The sequence below is a fragment of the Streptomyces sp. NPDC086147 genome (assembly GCF_040702165.1).
In the GTDB taxonomy this organism is placed as follows: domain Bacteria; phylum Actinomycetota; class Actinomycetes; order Streptomycetales; family Streptomycetaceae; genus Streptomyces.
Genome location: NZ_JBFBJO010000002.1, coordinates 409,823 through 427,057, shown reverse-complemented (window position 1 = coordinate 427,057; position 17,235 = coordinate 409,823). Strand labels below are relative to the sequence as shown.

17 protein-coding genes are annotated in these 17,235 nt (G+C 74.6%); 2 read left to right on the top strand and 15 right to left on the bottom strand.

Annotation, left to right across the window (positions count from 1 at the left end):
• The first annotated feature begins 16 nt into the window (after positions 1–16).
• Entirely contained in the window at positions 17–1,063 is a 1,047-nt protein-coding gene (locus tag AB0398_RS06725) for a methyltransferase (RefSeq protein WP_366372768.1), read from the top strand.
• A 97-nt stretch (positions 1,064–1,160) separates the two neighbouring features.
• On the opposite strand, the gene AB0398_RS06720 is transcribed toward AB0398_RS06725, so the two are convergent.
• The 7 genes from AB0398_RS06720 to AB0398_RS06690 are packed head-to-tail and all read right to left on the bottom strand — an operon-like array spanning position 1,161 to position 6,441.
• Positions 1,161–1,496 (bottom strand): TcmI family type II polyketide cyclase, encoded by a 336-nt coding sequence (locus tag AB0398_RS06720; protein ID WP_062757670.1) that lies wholly within the window; start codon positions 1,494–1,496, stop codon positions 1,161–1,163.
• 22 nt (positions 1,497–1,518) lie between these two features.
• The gene (locus tag AB0398_RS06715) at positions 1,519–1,998 is read right to left on the bottom strand and encodes an SRPBCC family protein (protein WP_366372767.1); all 480 of its coding nucleotides are present in this window, start codon (positions 1,996–1,998) and stop codon (positions 1,519–1,521) included.
• Between the two features lies 1 nt (position 1,999).
• On the bottom strand, positions 2,000–2,260 hold the full coding sequence (locus AB0398_RS06710; protein WP_366372766.1) for an acyl carrier protein: 261 nt from the start codon (positions 2,258–2,260) through the stop codon (positions 2,000–2,002).
• A 26-nt stretch (positions 2,261–2,286) separates the two neighbouring features.
• Positions 2,287–3,534, bottom strand: a complete 1,248-nt coding sequence (locus tag AB0398_RS06705; protein WP_366372765.1) for a ketosynthase chain-length factor — start codon at positions 3,532–3,534, stop codon at positions 2,287–2,289.
• Positions 3,531–4,799, bottom strand: coding sequence for a beta-ketoacyl-[acyl-carrier-protein] synthase family protein (locus tag AB0398_RS06700; RefSeq protein ID WP_366372764.1), 1,269 nt, complete (start codon positions 4,797–4,799; stop codon positions 3,531–3,533). The genes AB0398_RS06705 and AB0398_RS06700 overlap by 4 nt, the downstream gene beginning before the upstream one ends.
• Positions 4,796–5,266: a cupin domain-containing protein gene (locus AB0398_RS06695; RefSeq protein ID WP_366372763.1), complete on the bottom strand. Its 471-nt coding sequence runs from the start codon at positions 5,264–5,266 to the stop codon at positions 4,796–4,798. Before AB0398_RS06695 ends, AB0398_RS06700 begins: the two co-directional genes overlap by 4 nt.
• 53 nt (positions 5,267–5,319) lie before the next feature.
• Positions 5,320–6,441, bottom strand: coding sequence for a SchA/CurD-like domain-containing protein (locus AB0398_RS06690; protein ID WP_366372762.1), 1,122 nt, complete (start codon positions 6,439–6,441; stop codon positions 5,320–5,322).
• A 281-nt stretch (positions 6,442–6,722) separates the two neighbouring features.
• Between AB0398_RS06690 and AB0398_RS06685 the strand changes: the two genes are divergently transcribed.
• The gene (locus AB0398_RS06685) at positions 6,723–8,375 is read left to right on the top strand and encodes an FAD-dependent monooxygenase (RefSeq protein WP_366372761.1); all 1,653 of its coding nucleotides are present in this window, start codon (positions 6,723–6,725) and stop codon (positions 8,373–8,375) included.
• Positions 8,376–8,504: 129 nt separating this feature from the next.
• On the opposite strand, the gene AB0398_RS06680 is transcribed toward AB0398_RS06685, so the two are convergent.
• The 8 genes from AB0398_RS06680 to AB0398_RS06645 all read right to left on the bottom strand — a co-directional run bounded on the left by AB0398_RS06680 (position 8,505) and on the right by AB0398_RS06645 (position 17,124).
• On the bottom strand, positions 8,505–10,124 hold the full coding sequence (locus AB0398_RS06680) for an alpha/beta hydrolase (protein WP_366372760.1): 1,620 nt from the start codon (positions 10,122–10,124) through the stop codon (positions 8,505–8,507).
• 207 nt (positions 10,125–10,331) lie between these two features.
• Positions 10,332–11,090, bottom strand: coding sequence for a 4'-phosphopantetheinyl transferase superfamily protein (locus AB0398_RS06675; RefSeq protein ID WP_366372759.1), 759 nt, complete (start codon positions 11,088–11,090; stop codon positions 10,332–10,334).
• Between the two features lie 7 nt (positions 11,091–11,097).
• Positions 11,098–12,483 carry an MFS transporter gene (locus AB0398_RS06670; protein ID WP_366372758.1) on the bottom strand — a complete coding sequence of 462 codons (1,386 nt, stop codon included), beginning with the start codon at positions 12,481–12,483 and terminating at the stop codon, positions 11,098–11,100.
• Between the two features lie 179 nt (positions 12,484–12,662).
• Positions 12,663–13,007, bottom strand: coding sequence for a hypothetical protein (locus AB0398_RS06665; protein WP_366372757.1), 345 nt, complete (start codon positions 13,005–13,007; stop codon positions 12,663–12,665).
• Positions 13,004–14,290 carry a glutamate synthase-related protein gene (locus AB0398_RS06660; RefSeq protein ID WP_366372756.1) on the bottom strand — a complete coding sequence of 429 codons (1,287 nt, stop codon included), beginning with the start codon at positions 14,288–14,290 and terminating at the stop codon, positions 13,004–13,006. The genes AB0398_RS06665 and AB0398_RS06660 overlap by 4 nt, the downstream gene beginning before the upstream one ends.
• Positions 14,287–15,300 carry an asparagine synthetase A gene (locus AB0398_RS06655; RefSeq protein ID WP_366372755.1) on the bottom strand — a complete coding sequence of 338 codons (1,014 nt, stop codon included), beginning with the start codon at positions 15,298–15,300 and terminating at the stop codon, positions 14,287–14,289. The genes AB0398_RS06660 and AB0398_RS06655 overlap by 4 nt, the downstream gene beginning before the upstream one ends.
• A gap of 49 nt (positions 15,301–15,349) precedes the next feature.
• Positions 15,350–16,696: a methylaspartate mutase gene (locus AB0398_RS06650; protein ID WP_366372754.1), complete on the bottom strand. Its 1,347-nt coding sequence runs from the start codon at positions 16,694–16,696 to the stop codon at positions 15,350–15,352.
• Positions 16,693–17,124, bottom strand: a complete 432-nt coding sequence (locus AB0398_RS06645) for a cobalamin-dependent protein (protein ID WP_366372753.1) — start codon at positions 17,122–17,124, stop codon at positions 16,693–16,695. Before AB0398_RS06645 ends, AB0398_RS06650 begins: the two co-directional genes overlap by 4 nt.
• Positions 17,125–17,235: the final 111 nt, after the last annotated feature.

The following is a 17,235-nucleotide window of genomic DNA, read 5'->3' as shown; positions in this document are numbered from 1 at the left end:
GAAGGCAAGGCGACAGATGACGACCGTTGACCCGGTGAGGACCGTCGACCCCGCTCCCCCGCCGCCCATGCGGCTGCGGGAGCTCGTTTTCGGAGCGGCGTGCGCCGCCGCCGTGCGGGCCGCCGCCCGCCTCGGCGTGGCGGACGCCCTCCAGGACACGCCCGCGAGCGTGGAGGACCTGGCGGAGGCGGTGCAGGTCCAGCCGCGGACGCTGCGCAGGCTGCTGCGCGCCCTGGCCTGCCAGGGGATCTTCGCGGAGCAGCCCGACGGCTCCTTCGCGCACACGGAGATGTCCCGGCTGCTGCGCGAGGACGACCCGCACAGCCTGCGGTACATCGCGCTGTGGTGCACCGAGCCGTGGACGTGGGACGTCTGGCCGAGGCTCGACGAGGCGGTGCGCACCGGCGGCAGCGTCTTCGAGGACGTGTTCGGCAGGGAGTTCTTCCCGTACCTCAACGAGGACGCGCCCGAGTCCGCGTACGTGTTCAACCGGGCCATGACCACGTCGAGCCGGCAGTCCGCGCAGGACGTGGCCGACCTGATCGACCTGGCGGGCGCGGCGTCGGTCGCGGACATCGGCGGCGGCCAGGGGCACGTCCTGGCGAGCCTCCTGGAGCGGCACCCCGCCCTGGAGGGCACGCTGCTCGACCTGCCGGGCGTGGTGGGGAACGCCGACCCGCGCCTGCGGGCGGGCGGCGCGCTCGCCTCCCGGGCCCGGGTCGTGGCCGGGGACTGCCGCGAGGACATCCCGGTCGAGGCCGACGTGTACGTCCTCAAGAACATCCTGGAGTGGGACGACGACAGCACCCGCAGGGCGCTGGCCAACGTCCGGCGGGCGGCCCGGCCGGGCGCCCGCGTCGTCGTGATCGAGAACCTGGTGGACGACACGCCCTCGATGCGGTTCACGACGGCGATGGACCTGCTGCTGCTCCTCAACGTCGGCGGCGCCAAGCACACGCGGGAGAGCATGCTGGAGCGGCTGACGGACGCGGGCCTTGCCGTCGGCGAGGTCCGCCCGGTGAACGCCTACCTCCACGCCTTCGAGTGCACCGTCCCCGCCTGACCGGGGCGCCCCCCTCGTAGCGGGGGAAAGTCCGAGGCCGCCGGCTCCGCTTCTCGCGGGGCCGGCGGCCTTCGGGTTTCCCGTGCCTCGGGACCGGTCAGGAGGCGGGGTCCCGCTCCCAGCGGTAGAAGCACTGCGCCATGGCGTCCCTGGGGCTGCGCCAGGTCTCCGGGTGGTACGCGCTGACGTACGTCGCCAGGCGGTCGCTGACGTCCCGGAACTCGGGGTGCCCGGTCAGCTTCGCGATGGCGGGCGCCGGGTCCCGCTCGGACTCGATGAGGTGCAGGTAGACGTCGTCGCCGAACTGGAAGAGGCTGCGGCGGGAGACGCCCACCAGGTGGGGCAGTTCACCGCTGTCCGAGGCGGCGAACACGTCGGCGATCGCCGGCGCCGAACCGGGCGCCATGCGGGCGACGATCAGGGCGTGGTGCATCGGGCGTCCTTCCTGGGACGGCTCAGTCGGAGAGGACCGGGGCGGGCCGGCGCTCGCGGGCGGCCTGCTCGATGCGGTCCCGGATGAGGGCCATCTGGGTGCGGGAGTTGCGGTTGATGTTGTCGGTCATCCAGTCGTCGTCGACCGGGGCGTCCGGCTTCATCGCGAAGTCCTGCACCCAGCGCATGTGCACGCCGGCCGGGGTCTCCTCGTACTCCCACCGGATGTCCATGTGGGCGAAGGGGCCGGTCTCTACGCGGCGGGCGGTGACGGTGCGCCGCGCGCGGTCGGGGGTGCGCTCCGAGACCCAGCTCCAGACCTTCCCGGACTCGTCCGGGTGCATGGTCAGGCGGAAGGTCGTCGTGTCGCCCTCGCGGGAGAGCACCTCGACGGAGGCGTACTCGCTGAAGAGGTCGGGCCAGTTCTCGAGGTCGTTGGTGATGTTCCAGACCAGGTCGAGGGGGGCGTCGACGGTGATGCTGTTGTCGGTGTGTCCTGACACGTCAGACTCCGGTGGTGAGGGTGCTGTTGACAAGGCCGAGGAAGTCGGCCGGGGTCTTGCTGCGCTCGGCGTCGGGCGGCAGCGCCACGCCGTGGCGGTTCTCCAGCTCGCCGACGATGCCGAGCAGGCCGAGCGAGTCGACGCCGAGGGCGCTGAAGGGGACATCCGCGGCGTTGCGGAGGTCCTCGGGGGCGACGGTGACGCCCGCCGACTGCTTGACCAGCGCGGCCAGCTCTTCGAAGGTCAGTTCGTTGATGCTCATGTGCGTTCTCCTTCTTCCGCCCGGTCCTACCGGGCGGTCTCGTCGCCGCGGCGCACTACCAGCGCGGCGTTGGACCCCATGAGGCCCCTGCTGAGGACGAGGGCCGTCCGCAGGTCGGCGGGGCGGGCGCGGGACACCACCAGGTCGATGTCGTGGCAGACGTCGAACACGTTCGGGGTGGGGGGCACCAGGCCGTGTTCCATCGCGAGCACCGCGGCCGCGACGTCCAGGACGGGGGCCCCGCAGTAGGCGCGGCCGATCCCGGTCTTGGGCGCCGTGACGGGCACCCGGGCGGCGTGCGCGCCGAGGGCGTCGGCGATCGCCAGCGCCTCGGCACGGTCCGCCTCGGGCACGCCCAGGGCGTCGGCGAACACGACGTCGATCTCCTCCGGGGCGCAGTCGGCCTCGTCGAGGGCGACCCGGATCGCGCGGGCGAGTCCCTCCCGGGACTCGGCCCAGCGGGAGGCGCCGGTGAAGGTGGCGCCGTGGCCGGCGACGACGGCCCGGACGGCCGTCCCCCGGTCCCGGGCGCGGTCCTCGTCCTCCACGACGAGCACGGCGCCGCCCTCCGCCGGCACGAAGCCGGAGGCTCCGGCGGTGAAGGGGCGGTAGGCCCGGTCGGGCTCCTCGACGGTGCTGAGCTCGGGGTAGCCGAGCTGGCACACCATCGAGTACGGGGCGAGGGGGGCCTCGGCGGCGCCGACGACCATCGCGCCGGTCCCGCGCCGTACGGCCCTGGCCGCGTGGGCGAGGGCGTCCAGGCCGCCCGCCTCGTCGCTGGCGACCACGCCGCACGGCCCCTTGAAGCCGCTCCGGATGGAGATCTGGCCGGTGCTGGCGGCGTAGAACCAGGCGATGGACTGGTAGGGGCCGACGAACTTGGAGCCCTGGCCCCACAGCTTCTGCAGCTCCCGCTGGCCGAACTCGCCGCCGCCGGAGCCGGCGGCCGTGATCACCCCGATGGAGAAGGGGTCCTCGGGAGCGTCCCGGCCGAGGCCGGCGTCGTCGAGGGCGAGCGAGGCCGCCGCCATGGCGTAGTGGCTGAACCGGTCGGTCTGGACGAGGAAGCGGTCCTCGATGAGGGTCGAGGCGTCGAAGGACCGCACCTCGCCCGCGACCTTGAGGGGCAGGTGTTCGCACCCCTCGCGGGTGATGCGGTCCAGGACGCCGATGCCCTCCTGGACGGACTTCCAGTACGTGTCGGCGCTCAGTCCGTTGGGGGCGATCACCCCGATGCCGGTGACGACGGCGCGCTTGGGCTGCTCCGTGCTCATCGTGTCCTCCCTGCCGGCTCCGTCAGGAGCACGGCGGACTGGAAGCCGCCGAAGCCGCTGCCGACCGAGAGCACGTTCCTGAGCTTCCGGGGGCGGGCGGTGCGCGGCACGTAGTCCAGGTCGCACTCGGGGTCGGGGACCTCGTAGTTCGCCGTCGGGGGCACCACCTGGTGCTTGAGGGCGAGGACGCAGGCGGCCACCTCTATCGCGCCGATCGCCCCGAGCGAATGTCCCACCATGGACTTGATGGAGCTCATGGGGGTCTCGTAGGCGTGGGCGCCCAGGGAGCGCTTGACGGCGGCGGTCTCGTGGCGGTCGTTCTGCCGGGTGCCCGAGCCGTGCGCGTTGACGTAGTCGATCAGCGTGGGATCGATCCTGGCCTGGTCGAGCGTGCCGTCGATGGCCCGGGACATCTCCAGGCCCTCTCCGGTGAGACCGGTCATGTGGTACGCGTTGCCGTAGGTGGCGTAGCCGCCGATCTCGCAGTAGATGTGCGCGCCGCGGGCCCGGGCGTGCTCGTACTCCTCCAGGACGAGGACCGCCGCGCCCTCGCCCATGACGAAGCCGTTGCGGCGGTCGTCGAAGGGCTTGGAGGCGTGCTCGGGGTCGTCGTTGTCGGGCGAGGTCGCCTTGATGGCGTCGAAGCAGGCCATGGTGATCGGTGAGATCGGCGAGTCCGACGCCCCGGCGATGCAGACGTCCGCCCGGCCCTCCTGGATGGTGTGGAAGGCGTAGCCGACGGCGTCGAGGCCGGAGGTGCAGCCGGTGGAGACCGTCTGCACCGGGCCGCGGGCGCCGAAGCGTTCGGCGACGAACGAGGCGAGCGTGCTCGGCGAGAACGCCAGGTGCAGCTTCGGGTCGGCGGCGCGGTGGTCCACGTCCCACCGCTGTCCGCCCGCGCTGACCAGCACGTAGTCGTGTTCGAGCCGGGTGGTGCCGCCGACGGCGCTGCCCAGGGAGACCCCGATCCGCCACGGGTCCTCCGTGGCGGTGTCGAGCCCGGAGTCGCGGACGGCCTCCCCGGCGGCGACCGCCGCGAACTGGATGTACCGGTCCGCGTGCAGGCTCAGCTCGGCGTCGAGGCCGTGCGCCAGCGGGTCGAAGTCGCACTCGGCGGCGATGCGCGAACGCAGGCCGACCGGGTCGAACAGGGTGATGCCGCGGGTCGCGGTGCGGCCTTCGGCGAGGAGGTCCCAGAACGCCGCCGCTCCGGTGCCGCCCGGGGCGACCACTCCGATCCCGGTGACGGCCACTCGCCGGTTCACTCGATGGCCCCGGTGCGTTCCGGGACCTGGCCGGGGCCGCCCACGTTCAGCTGCGGCCCGGCGGCGGCGAGCTCGGCCTCGTCGGTCACCTCGGTGTCGACGTGGCCGAGGCTCGGCCGGGGCGCGAGCGGGCCCAGGTGGAAGACCATGCGGGCCTCCCGGTCGCCGACGTTGCGGAAGCGGTGCCGCACGCCGATGGGGACCAGGAGCCCCTGGTCGGGCCGGAGCGCGTACGTCTCGCCGTCCAGGTCCACTTCGAGGGAGCCGGAGACGACGTACACGAACTCCTCGGAGTAGGGGTGGTAGTGCTCGCCGATGCGCTCGCCGGGCTGGACGATGGCCAGGCCCATGAAGCCGCTGGTGGAGCCCACGGCGGCCGGCGTGAGCATGGCCCGCAGATCACCTCCGCGCCTGCGGTTGGGCTCTGTCTCGTCCAGGCTCACGATGAGGGGCTGCTGGTGGGGCATGGTGGGTACCTCCGGGTGGGGCGGTGACGTCCGGGCGGGGTCGCGGCCGTCGGTCAGGAGTCCGCCGAGGTGCGGTCGGTGACGGGCAGCATGTCGGCGTGCGACAGGAGCCGGTTGATGTTGCGGTCCGTCGTCAGGGAGCCCTCGACGCCGATCGCGGCGCCGTCCAGGAGGGCTTCGAGCTCCTCGGCCTTCCCGGGGCCCTTGAGGCCGAGGGAGGCGACGGGGTCGAGGTCGAGGTCGCCGGTGACGTCGACGAGGCGCACCACGATGTCGTCGCGGTAGAAGACGGTGCTGCTGTACACCGGGCTGCCCGGGTCGTCGGCGGCGGTGGCGTCCTGGTGGGCGAGCAGCCGGGCCAGGTCCGTCCCGCGGCCCTCCCGGGCCGGGTAGTACAGCGCGTGGCGCCGCAGGCCGGCCGGGGCGGGGCGGTCGGCGACCACGTGGTGCACGGCCGGCAGCGCGGCCCGGGTGAAGAAGACGCGGGCCGACTCGGGGTCGGTGAGGTCCCGGTCCTGCTCCAGGTACGGGTTGAGGGCCTCCTCGACCGCGCGGACCTCGGGCTGGCGGGCGACGTGGCGCAGGGCCGCGAGGAGGTCGCCCTCGACCTCCACGGCCCGCACGACGCGGTTGCCGTGCATGAAGAGGGAGGTGCGGCGCAGCCGGGTGTTCTCGTCCACCTGGGCCCGGGGCGAGTCGTAGCCGGAGAGGATCTCCGCGACCTTCGACTCCGAGCCCGGCTTGACGGTGAAGGTGAGGGCGTGACGGGCCACGCCGTCGCCCTCGCGGGCCGCGACCAGGCGGTCCGCCCGCTCCGTGTCCCGCGCACGCGGGCAGCCGCCGGTCTCCCGCAGGACGCTGTAGCGCATCGACCGGGTGTCCCGGACGCAGCTGTGCATCGGCTTGACGACCTCGACGTGGTCCTCGCTGTTGACCCAGGCGAGGAAGGGCGGGGCGCTCTCCCACTCGCTGGTGATGAGCCACTGCGAGGGGTTCTCGATGGACTGGCAGAGCTGGTCGCTGATGTGTCCGGGAACGGCGGCGACCTGCTTGCGCATCAGCTCGTACGCTTCGAGGAACTGCTGCTGGGCCCCTTCGTACAGGTCGAGCAGCAGGATCACGCGCAGCCTGGAGCCGTCGAACGCCGATTGCGAGACACGTGCCGAAACGGTCATCCGGCGCACCTCTTCTTTCTTCGGGAGTTTCCTTGGGTGGCTTCTTCGAGGCCTTCCCGGGGATCTGCTTCGGGGAAGCCGGGAGGGGACCGCCGTGCCGAGGGGGCAGGGGTCGTCATGTGCCGATCGTCGGCGTGCCTCCACGAGTCGCGCGAGTCCCACGGGGCGGATGAGTGAACTGCGCGTCATTCGGGTGCTCCGGACGCGCGAAGCGGTTTCCGGAGGGCATGGATCTCCATCCCACCCCCGACTCGCGTCACAGGTGACGCTGGAGGCACTCGATGAACCGATTCGAAGGGTCCGGCGAGGTCGTCGACACGTCCGTCCTCATCGTCGGCGGCTCTCTGGTCGGACTGTCCGCGTCGTTGTTCCTCGGCCGTCTCGGCGTGCCGCACGTGCTCGTCGAGCGCCACGCCGGCACCTCGGTGCATCCGCGCGGGCGCGGCAACAACGTGCGCACGATGGAGCTCTTCCGGGGCGCCGGAGTGCGCCGGCGCGTCCGGGACGCCGCGTCGGTCCTGGCGGACAACAACGGCATCCTCCAGGCGCCGAGCCTGGTCGGGGACGCCGGCGACTGGCTGTTCAAGGAGATCGACCCCGGCGGCGGCCTCGCCCGTTTCAGCCCGGCCGAGTGGTGCCTGTGCAGCCAGAACGAGCTGGAGCCCGTCCTCCGGGAGGGCGCCGCCGAGCTGGGCGGGGACCTGCGGTACGCGACGGAGCTGATGTCCTTCGAGCAGGACGCCGAAGGAGTGACCGCGCGGGTCAAGAGCCGGGACACCGGCGAGCACACCACGATCCGCGCGGAGTACCTCGTCGCGGCGGACGGTCCGCGCAGCCCCGTGCGCGAGCGGCTCGGCATCGGGCAGAACGGGCCCGGCGACCTGTTCCACAACGTGAGCGTCACCTTCGTCTCCCGCGGTCTCGCGGACGTCGTCGGCGACCGGCGCTTCATCGTCTGCTACCTGACGGACCCGGGGGCCGACGGGGCCCTCCTGCCGGTCGACAACCGGGAGCGCTGGGTGTTCCACGCGCCCTGGCACCCCGAGCGCGGCGAGACCCTGGAGGAGTTCACCGACGAGCGGTGCCGGGAGCACATCCGCCGGGCCGTGGGCGTGCCGGACCTCGACGTGGAGATCACCGGCCGGGCCCCCTGGCACGCCGCCGAGCGGACGGCCGAGCGGTACGGGGACGGGCGGGTGTTCCTGGCCGGCGACTCGGCCCACGAGATGCCGCCCACCGGGGCGTTCGGCTCCAACACCGGCATCCAGGACGCGCACAACCTCGCCTGGAAGCTGTCCGCCGTCCTGGACGGCTGGGCGGGACCCGGTCTGCTCGCGTCCTACGACGCGGAGCGCCGGCCGGTCGCGGAGGCGACCAGCGCCCGCGCCTCGTCCCGCTCGGTCGAGCACAGCCACCCGGGGTACGCGCCCGACCCCGGCATCGGCCAGGCCGGCCGGAAGGGCGGCATCCTCGGCGTGGTCCTGGGCTACCGCTACCCGCGGGGCGCGGTCCTGGGCGCCGACGAGACGCTGCCGGTCATGCCCGAAGGGCTGCGCCTCGCGGGCGAGCCGGGGAGCCGGTCGCCGCACCTGTGGCTGGACCGGGCCGGTGAGCGGATCTCCACCCTCGACCTGTACGAGCGGTGCCCGGTGCTGCTGAGTTCGGCGGGCGGCACGGGCGCGTGGCACGCCGCGGCGGCCCGGGTCGCGGAACGCCTCTCGGTGCCGCTCGACTCGTACCGGATCGGTGACGGGCCGGACGCCGATCTGGTCCAGGAGGCCGGTGCGGACTGGGCGGAGTCGCACGGCGTCACGGCGGGCGGGGCGGTGCTCGTCCGCCCCGACGGGTTCGTGGCGTGGCGCTCCGAGGGGCCGGTGGAGGACCCCGAGACGGAGCTGCGGACGGTCCTGGCGACCCTCCTCGACCTGGCGTGACCCCGAGAGGCCCCCTTCCCGCCCGGTGTCCCCGGGCGGGAAGGGGGCCTCGTCGTCGGCGCGGGGGCTCCCCCGCCCGCGCCGTCCGTACGGAACCGGTCAGGGCAGGTCAGGGCCGGTCATTACGGGTCAGAAGCGGTCCGAGCGGCCGGGGAGGCCCGGGAGGTCCCGGGGCGCCGACGGCGCGAGCCGCGGAGCGTCGGTCCTCCGGCCCTCCGGGGTCCGGCAGGACACGTCCGCGGCCGGCAGCCGGCCCGTCACCAGGTAGGCGGTGCCGATCGCGTCGGCGCAGGACCCGGAGCCGTAGACGCCGTGGCCCAGACCGTCGAGGACCGTGACCATGCGGGAGCCCTTCAGGGCCCGGCGCATGCCCTGTCCGCTGACCAGCGGCGTCTGGGGGTCCCACTCGTTCTGCAGGACGAGCGCGCGGACGGTGTTGCCGATCCTCGTCGCGGGCTCCGCGCCCTTCCCCCAGAACGCGCACGGCTTGATGTGGGACGCGAAGTCGCCGTACAGCGGGTACTTCGCCCTGTCGCGGATCGCGTCGCGGCGGTACCGCTCCGGGTCGCGCGGCCAGGCGCGGGTGTCGGCGCACACCACGGACCAGAAGAGCGCGTCCCCGTTGTCGGCCGGGACGTTACGGGCGGAGGACGGCGGGACGGGCGCGGTCGGCAGGCCGCGCCGCGACGGCGACGCGCTCGGCGCCGGGGCCTTGCCGGCGGCGGCCTCCTTGAGCATGACGACCGTCTCGGCGGCGTCCGTCACGTAGAAGAACATGGCCCGCCAGGAGCGGATGTCGTCGCCGGACACGAGCACGCCGTCGACGGGTATGGGCGTGCGGTTCGCCCCGGCGACCAGGTCCCAGAAGGTCTTGCGGACCTCGGCCGGGGTACGGCCCAGCTTGTACGTGGCGTTCCTCGCGGCGGTCCACTCGGTCCACCGCGTGAACGCCGGCTCCGAGCCCTCCGCCCACACCTGGATCATGCCCCGCCAGATCCGCTCGGGGTCGACCGCGCTGTCGAGGACGAACCGGTCGGTCCGCTGCGGGAAGAGCTGCGTGTAGACGGCGCCCAGGTAGGTGCCGTAGGAGTAGCCGAGGTACGAGATCCTCTTCTCGCCGAGCACGGCGCGGATCACGTCCATGTCCCGCGCGGTGTTGCGGGTGCTGAGGTGCGGCAGCACGGCTCCGTTCGCCGCCCGGCACTTCTCGGCCACGGTCCGCGCCCACCGGACGTCCTTGTCGAACGTCGCGGCCTTGTAGGGGCGCTGCCAGTTCAGCTCGGCGTCGGTCAGGCCGCAGCCCACCGGGGAGCTCCGCCCGACGCCCCTGGGGTCGAAGCCGATCAGGTCGTACCGCTGCTTCACGGCGTCCGGGAGCTGCGGTCCCAGGTACACCGGCATGTCGAGCCCTGTGTTGCCGGGGCCGCCCGGGTTGAGGAGCAGGACACCCCGCCGGTCCTCGGTGCCGGTCGCCCTCGTCCGGGAGATCTCGACGTCGAGCTTCCTGCCGTCCGGGCGGCTGTAGTCGAGCGGCACCTTGATCGTGGCGCACTCGTAGTGCGCCGGGCCCTCGGGCTCGCAGCGCTTCCAGCGCGGTTTCTGTCGCGTGTACTGCCCGAGGGGATCGACGGCGGCTGCCCGGGGCTCCGGGGCGGCCCCGGAGGCGGAGGCCGAGGCGGGAGTGAGGGCGGGCAGGAGCGCCGCGGCGACGCCCATGGCCACGAGGGATGCTGTTCGCCTGTGTCTCACAGTGGGTCAGATCCTTGCGGGAGGCGGGTGATTCGGTCTCATGCACCCTTGCTCACAAGGGAGTTGGACGAATCCTCCGTCCGGGCACCGTTGTGTCCGACCTCAGGAGGAGGACACGGCGCGGCGCGTGGTTCCCGGGGCGGAGAACGCGGTGTGCGGTTCGCGCGTCGCGGGCCACCGTGCCGAGGACGCGGCGGCCCGGCGACGTCACAGGCGCAGGGCCACCGCGGCGTGGTGGCCGTCCGGGACGAGGACGTCGGCGAGGAGCCATCCGGCCGGCGCGGCGGGGACCGGTCCCGAGCCCACGTAGTCGGCCGACGGGTCGGCGCCCAGGCCGACGCCGAGCCCCTTCAGATAGGCCTCCTTCCTGGTCCACACCCGGGCGAACGCGTCGGGCCGGCGGGCCGGGGCGAGGGCGGCGAGCTCCGCCGACTCCGCCGGGTGGAGCACCTCGCCCGCCTCCGCGACCGTGTGCGGGGGCGGCACCCGCTCGATGTCCACCCCGACCGGCGTGGACGCGAGGGCGATCAGACTCAGTCCCTCGCAGTGGGAGAGCGAGAAGTGCAGGCGCCCGTCCGGCAGGACGGGGCGGCCGTGCGGCTCGCCGCAGCAGGGGCACGGCGCCCGGGCCACCGACACGGCCCGGGGCGCGATCCCGAGCTGGGCGCCGAGCAGACGGCGCAGCCCCGCGTGGGCGCACAGGTAGGTGGCCCGGTCGCCGGGCCGGCGGAACTCCTCGGCGCGGGTCAGCTCCGTCCCGTCCAGGACGAGGGACGCGTACCGGCCGACGGTCTCCCGGTGCGCCTCGGTGGCCACCAGCCAGAGCTGGGGCCGTGCCGGGCGGAGGCCGGGGAGCACGGGCAGGGCGGCGGTGAGGAGCGGCAGCGCGGCGGGGACCAGCGGGCCGCCCGCCGGAGGCGGGGCGGGTGGAGGGAGGACGGGGGGTGGAAGGACCGGCTGGATCATGTCTGCCTCACACGGAAGTGACGGTGGACTCCGGTGCGGTACGGGCACGGGCGTCGGCGCGCGGAGCGGCCGGGTCCGTGTCCTTCCCGCTGTCGCTGTCATCGCTGTCGCTGTCGTCGCTGTCGTCGCTGTCGTCGCTGTCGTCGCTGTCGTCGCTGTCGTCGCTGCCGCTGCCGCGCAGGGCGAGGGCGGCGGCGATCGGGGAGAGGAGGGCGAGGCCCGCGCAGAGCAGCCAGGTTCCGGTCACCCCGAGGTGCAGCGAGACGGGGGTGAAGACGGCCAGGGAGAGGGGCGCGGCGCCGATGCCGGAGAGCGTGAAGGTGGACATGGCGGCGCCCATCCGCCCTTCGGGGACGGCCTGCTGGTAGGCGGTGATGAGGGCGGGCCCGTTGAGCCCGGAGAGGAGCCCGACGGCGCCGGCCGTGGCGGCGAGGACGGGGGCGGTGGGCACGAGCGCCATGGCCGCCATGCCGGCCGCGAGACCGGTTCCGGTCACCACCAGCTTGGCGTGGGCCGGGATGCGGTGGGCGAGGGCCGCGCCGAGGGCGGCGGACGCGAGCGCGCCGGCGCTGAAGGCGGCCAGGACCAGGGCCACGGCGCCGATGCCCCAGCCCCGTTCGACGGCGCGCAGGGGCAGGGCGACCTCGGCCGGCCACAGGAACGCCAGGTCCATGCAGAAGCAGGCGACGAACATCCACCGCAGGCGCGGATGGGCGGCGAGGAGGCGGAAGCCGTCACCGGACCGGGACAGGAGGGAGGGGCCCTGCGGGGCGCGTTCGGGGCGGGCCATGCCGTGGGTGACGTGGGCGGCGCAGCCCAGCCAGACGACGCAGCCGATCGCGGCCGCGGTGACGGCGCCGGGCAGGCCGCCGGCGATGACGAGCCAGGCCCCGAGCGGCGATCCGGCGATGGGGGCCAGGCGCAGCACCATGGAGAAGAGGGAGTTGGCACGGCCGAGCTGCTCCTGGGTGGCGAGCCTAGGCAGCAGGACCCCGGAGGCCGGTCCGGTGAGGCCGAGCAGGGCGCCGTCGACGAGGGCGATGGCGATCAGCGGCCACAGGCTCTCGGTGGTGGCGGTGACGAGCGCCCCGGCCGCGAGGACGGCGACGCGGACGCTCGTCGCGCGGAGCAGGACGGCCCGGGGGCCGAGCACGTCGGTGAGGGCGCCGCCGAAGAGGAGCAGCAGGGCGCGCGGGAGGGTGGCGGCGAGGGTGACGGCCGTGACGGCGCCGCGGCCGCCGAGCTGGACGGCGGTCCAGCTCATGGCGATCAGGAGGGCGAAGCTGCCCGCCTGGACGGCGGCCTGACCGACGACGAGGCTGCTGACGCGCGGCCAGTCGACGAAGGGCTTGGCACCGGGCGGCGCGGGAGGGGCGGGGGTCGTCGTTCCCATGGGGTCGGCTTTCTGTCGTCGGAGGGGCACGGGGCGCGTGCGGGCACGCGGATGTGCGGACGGGGCGGAACGGGTGGGCTCCGGGCGGGGCGGTACGCGTGGGCCGCCGGGTACGGGAGGCGGTCGCGAGGTCGGTCGGGGGGGCGAGGGTCGGGGCGGGTCTGGCCTGGCGGGGCGGGTCAGCGCGGGGACGTGCGGGGCGAGTCGGGCGGGCGGATCGGGACGTGGACGCCCGCCGTGTCGCCGCGGAGGCCCGCCGCGACGGCGAGGGCCACCGCGCGGTCGGCGGCCCGGCGCACCGCGCGCCGGCGGCGCGGGCCCCGGACGGCGGTGCGGGGGGTACGGAGTTCGACGCGGCCGCCGAGGTGGCCCCGGCCCGCCTCCGTGAGGGCGCGCTGCGCGCTGCGCCGGGCCGCGGCGGCGGCGCCCTCGTCGGGGGCGGTCACGGCGATGCCGGGGAGCTCCCGTACGGAGAAGCGGGCGTGCACGGTACGGCCGCCGCCCCGCGACCGGCGGGCGGTCACGGCGTCGCCCCGGCCGGGAGGACGGCGGGGTGGCCGGCGTGGGGGCCGTCGGGCCACCACAGGTCCTCGGGGCCGAGGGCGGTGACGGCGTACTTGCCCAACGCGCTGACGAGCAGCCGCAGTTCGAGGGCGATGCTCTCGACGAGGCGTTCCAGGCCGTGTTCGGGGTCCTCGTCGACGGCGACGAGGGCGGCCCGGCCGAGGCCGGCGGCGGTGGCGCCGAGGGCGAGGGCGCGCAGGACGCGTCCGCCCTCCCACATGCCCCCACTGGCGAGGAGGCAGCCCGCGGGGCGCCCGATGCGGCGCAGGCATTCGGCGAGGGGCAGGCCGACCTGGTCGAGGAAGGCGCCCGGGGCCCAGCCGGTGCCGCCCTCGGCCCCGTCGACGGTGACGGCGTCCGCTCCGGCGGCCCAGGCGGTCCGGGCGGCGTCGGCGATGTCGCGGCCGGGGTGGAACTTCACCCAGGTGCGGGCCTTGGGGAAGTTGTTGCGCATGAAGCGGAGCTGCTGGCGGAGGATCTCGTCGGTGAAGGTGCCGGGGGTGGCGCAGCGCAGTTGGCGTGCCCCCTCCGGGTCGAAGACCTGGCGCACGGTGAAGCGGCGGGCGAGCTGCTCGGCCTCGGCCCGGTCGACGACGGTCATGCCCCCGAGGCCGGGCTTGGCGCCCTGGCCGGTCTTCAGCTCGAAGGCGAGGCGGCCGGTCTCCAGGAGGGGGCGGATGGCGGGGTCGCTGTAGAGGAGGTTCCAGACCTCGGAGTCGGCGTCCTCGGTGGACTGCTGGACGACGACGCCGCCGGTGCCGTCGGGCGCGGCGTCGAGATAGGCCTCGATGCGGGTGAGGAGGGCGGACCGGGTGGCGTCGCCGGCCCGGCGGTAGCCGTGGACGGGGATCATGTTCTCACCGATGACCATGGGGATGCCGAGGCGGGCGGCCTGCCGGCTCGCGTGGACGGCGAGGTCGCCGCTGCCGGCGCGGGTGGAGCCGAAGGCGGACAGGTAGAGGGGCAGCCGGGCGGTGAAGCCGCCGGTGCGCGTGGTGAGGTCGACGTCGGTGAACTCCGGTTCACGGGCGAGGTCGATGAGCTTCTCCAGGCGCTCGGGCATGAAGACCGGCGGGACGATGCGCGCCCGGTCGAGGGCGTCTCCCGGGCCGTGACCGGCACCGCTCGGGCCGAAGAGGCGCGTGCCGTACGCGGCGGGGTCGGGGAAGACCTCGGCGGTGCCGCCCCGGGCCCGGGCGCGTACGGACTCCTCGGGGAAGCCGGGGGCGTCGAGGCCGGTCACGGGGTCACCGCCCCGGGGAGCTTCGGGTAGGCGCTGACCTGCCAGAGGGCGTCGAGCCCGGTGAGGAAGCGGACCAGGCGCTGGAGGCCCATGCCGAAGCCGGCGCTGGCCGGGATGCCCTCGCGGGCCTCCTTGAGGTACCAGGCGTACTTGGCGGGGTTCTCGCCGCTCTCCCGCATGCGGGTGACGATGGTGGCGTAGTCGGACTCGCGCTCGCTGCCGGAGACCAGTTCGCCGTAGCCGTGCGGGGCGATCAGGTCGAAGTTGCGCAGGACGCCGGGGCGTTCGGGGTCCTCGCGGTCGTAGAAGCCCCGGGAGCCCTTGGGGTAGTCGTCGACGAAGAAGGGGCGGTCGCTCTCCAGGGAGAGGATCCGCTCGCCGGTCCAGTCGATCTCGCCGTCGGGGTTCTGCGGGTGGCCGGCGGCGAGGAGGCGGGCCACGGCCTCGTCGTGGGTGCGGACGTCGTACTTGCCCGCGCGGACCTCGGCGAAGTCGCGCTCCTGCCGGCCGAGTCCGGTGAGCAGGTCGGGGACGGCCGTCCAGACGTGTTCGGCGACGTGGGTGAGCAGGCCGGCGGCGACCTCCTGGGCGTCCTCGCGGCTCGCGCCGGCGATCTCGACGTCGATCTGGTGGAACTCGACGAGGTGGCGGCCGGTGGTGGCGGTCTCCTCGGGCTCCACGCGGACGTTGGGGGCGATGTAGAAGAGCTTCGGGAAGCCGCGCAGGGAGGCCTGCTTGTAGAGGATGGCGCTGGTCATCAGCTTGTAGGGGTGGCCGTAGTAGTCGACGTCCAGGGCCTTGGCGCCGCGGCCGCCGGGGTCGGTGACGGGGCCGACGAGCGGCGGCAGGAGCTCGGTGAAGCCCTCGCCGTACAGGAAGTCGCGGGCGGCCCGGAGGGCCTGCTGCTGGACGAGCATGGCGGTCCGCAGCCGCGGCGAGCGGAGGTGTTCGCCGAGCGGGGGCGGCAGGGGCGGTGCGGCCGGCGCGTCGGCGGGGAGGGGCTGGTCCATGGCGGGGCTCCTGTTCGTGGTGGGTGCGGGTGGGCCGGGCGGTGGGCGTTCAGACGGTGAGCGGGGCGGCCCGCGGGCGGTCGCAGCCGTCCCCGTCGCCGTCCCCGTCCTCCTCGTCGTCGGGCCGCCACGGGTCGTCGTAGCGGCCCGCGACGTGGTGGAGGGCGGTGAGCAGGCCGTCCGCTGTGAGGGGGGTGGCGTCGGCCGCGGGGTCGGCGGTGATCGGCATGGCTCCGGTGCGGGCCCAGCGGAGCCGCCCGGCGGGGTCGATGAAGCCGCGGGAGCGGCCGGGGTTGTCGGGGTGGAGGCAGAACGGGACGTCGAGGAGTCCCCGGGCGAAGGCGGCCGGGAGGGCGCGGGAGATGTCGGGGTGGAGGCCGAGGACGGTCTCGATCAGGGTGCGGGCCTCCTCGTACACCTCTCCGTTCCCGTCCGCCGTGGGGGCGGGTTCCGGGGGTCCGGCGAGCGCGGCGGCCGCGGCGGCGGTCTCCAGGGCTCGGACGTTCTCCTCGACGGTGGGGATGCGGTGCGCCTCGGCGGCGGTCTTGACGATCAGCCGGCCCGCCCCGGAGCGCACGGCGAGGCGGGCGGACGCCTCCAGGAGGCGGGTGGCGCCGCGTTCGGTGCGGGGGAAGACGCCCATGTAGGTGTAGAGGACGACGTGGTGCTCGACGCCGGCGGGCAGGAACTCGGCGGCGAGGCGGCGCAGGGCCCGTACGGCCTCCTCGTCCTGGCCGGGGTCGGTCTGCTGGGCGTAGCTCAGGGAGACGCTGCGCAGCCCGTACTGGGCGAAGAACAGGCACTCCAGGACGCTGGTGGCGACCAGGAGGCCGGGCGGGCAGAGCTGGCCGAGCAGGCAGCCGCCGAAGCTCTCCAGGTGGGGGGTGGTGCCGGGGCGCGCCGTGCCGGCGAGCAGTTCGCAGGCGCGGGCCCAGGCCTCGACGGACTCCCGCAAGGGGGTGCGGCCGTAGGGCAGGCAGTACGAGACGGGGCCGCCCTCGGTGGCGGTCAGGCCGGCGGCGGTGAGGGCCTCGATGATGGTGCCGGGCCGGGCGGAGCCGTGGCGGACCTGGACGGGGAAGGCGTCGTCGTGGAGCCCTTCGAGGAGGGCGCGGGTGGTGTCCGGCGCGTGGGTGGCGATCGGGTAGCCGTTGAGGGGGACGTCCTCGGCGACGGCGGCGCGGGCGGCGGCGAGGTCGCCGACGCGGGTGTAGCTGTCGACGGTCAGGGTGCCGACGGTGTGGGCGGTGGCGGCCCGCGTCCGTGCGAGTCCGGCCCGCATCCGGCCCGGGTCGCCGAAGCCCATGCGGGGCTGGACGACGAGCCGGCCGGCGGCGGCGGAGGCCGCGACGAACGCCCCGAAGGAGGGGGCGGGGGCGGTATCGGCGGCGGTCAAGCCGGCACCTCCCGAAGCGACGTGACGGCCTCCCGGCGCGCCCCGGTCGCCAGAAAGGCCCGCAGGGCGTCCAGGTCCTCGCCGAGGACGGCGTCGCAGCCGGCCTCGGTCAGGCGCGCGACGTCCGCCTCCTGGCGGTGGCCGGCGACGCCGAGCTTTCCCCCGAGCACCACGGGCAGCCCGGCGAGGGCGGGCTCCGCGCGCAGCCGGCGGACGGCGGCGAGGCCGTCGCGGTAGCCGTGTCCGTTGACGCTGCTGAGCACCACCGCGTCGGGGGCGTGCCGCAGACAGGCGGCGGCGAGCAGCTCGGCGTCCGCGCAGGGGCCGAGCCCGACGACCTCGTGTCCCAGCTCCTCCAGGAAGAGCCCGAGGTACACCAGATTCCACGTATGGGAATCCGACGCGGTTCCGCTCAAGAGAATCTTCATGCCTGAAGAATAGATTTTGGCGCACCCCGGGAGGGGAAGTAGGAGCGGCAGCAAGGACCGGCACTTTCGTATTCTCATTTCCGCGCCGGCATCCCGCCGCCGGGAAACGGA

Bases quoted from the DNA above. Each gene is read 5' to 3' on its own strand.
- AB0398_RS06645 (WP_366372753.1), bottom strand. From the start codon at position 17,124: ATGAAGATTCTCTTGAGCGGAACCGCGTCGGATTCCCATACGTGGAAT.
- AB0398_RS06695 (WP_366372763.1), bottom strand. From the start codon at position 5,266: ATGCCCCACCAGCAGCCCCTCATCGTGAGCCTGGACGAGACAGAGCCC.
- AB0398_RS06720 (WP_062757670.1), bottom strand. From the start codon at position 1,496: ATGCACCACGCCCTGATCGTCGCCCGCATGGCGCCCGGTTCGGCGCCG.
- AB0398_RS06685 (WP_366372761.1), top strand. From the start codon at position 6,723: ATGAACCGATTCGAAGGGTCCGGCGAGGTCGTCGACACGTCCGTCCTC.
- AB0398_RS06670 (WP_366372758.1), bottom strand. From the start codon at position 12,483: ATGGGAACGACGACCCCCGCCCCTCCCGCGCCGCCCGGTGCCAAGCCC.
- AB0398_RS06690 (WP_366372762.1), bottom strand. From the start codon at position 6,441: ATGACCGTTTCGGCACGTGTCTCGCAATCGGCGTTCGACGGCTCCAGG.
- AB0398_RS06655 (WP_366372755.1), bottom strand. From the start codon at position 15,300: ATGGACCAGCCCCTCCCCGCCGACGCGCCGGCCGCACCGCCCCTGCCG.
- AB0398_RS06725 (WP_366372768.1), top strand. From the start codon at position 17: ATGACGACCGTTGACCCGGTGAGGACCGTCGACCCCGCTCCCCCGCCG.
- AB0398_RS06710 (WP_366372766.1), bottom strand. From the start codon at position 2,260: ATGAGCATCAACGAACTGACCTTCGAAGAGCTGGCCGCGCTGGTCAAG.
- AB0398_RS06705 (WP_366372765.1), bottom strand. From the start codon at position 3,534: ATGAGCACGGAGCAGCCCAAGCGCGCCGTCGTCACCGGCATCGGGGTG.
- AB0398_RS06675 (WP_366372759.1), bottom strand. From the start codon at position 11,090: ATGATCCAGCCGGTCCTTCCACCCCCCGTCCTCCCTCCACCCGCCCCG.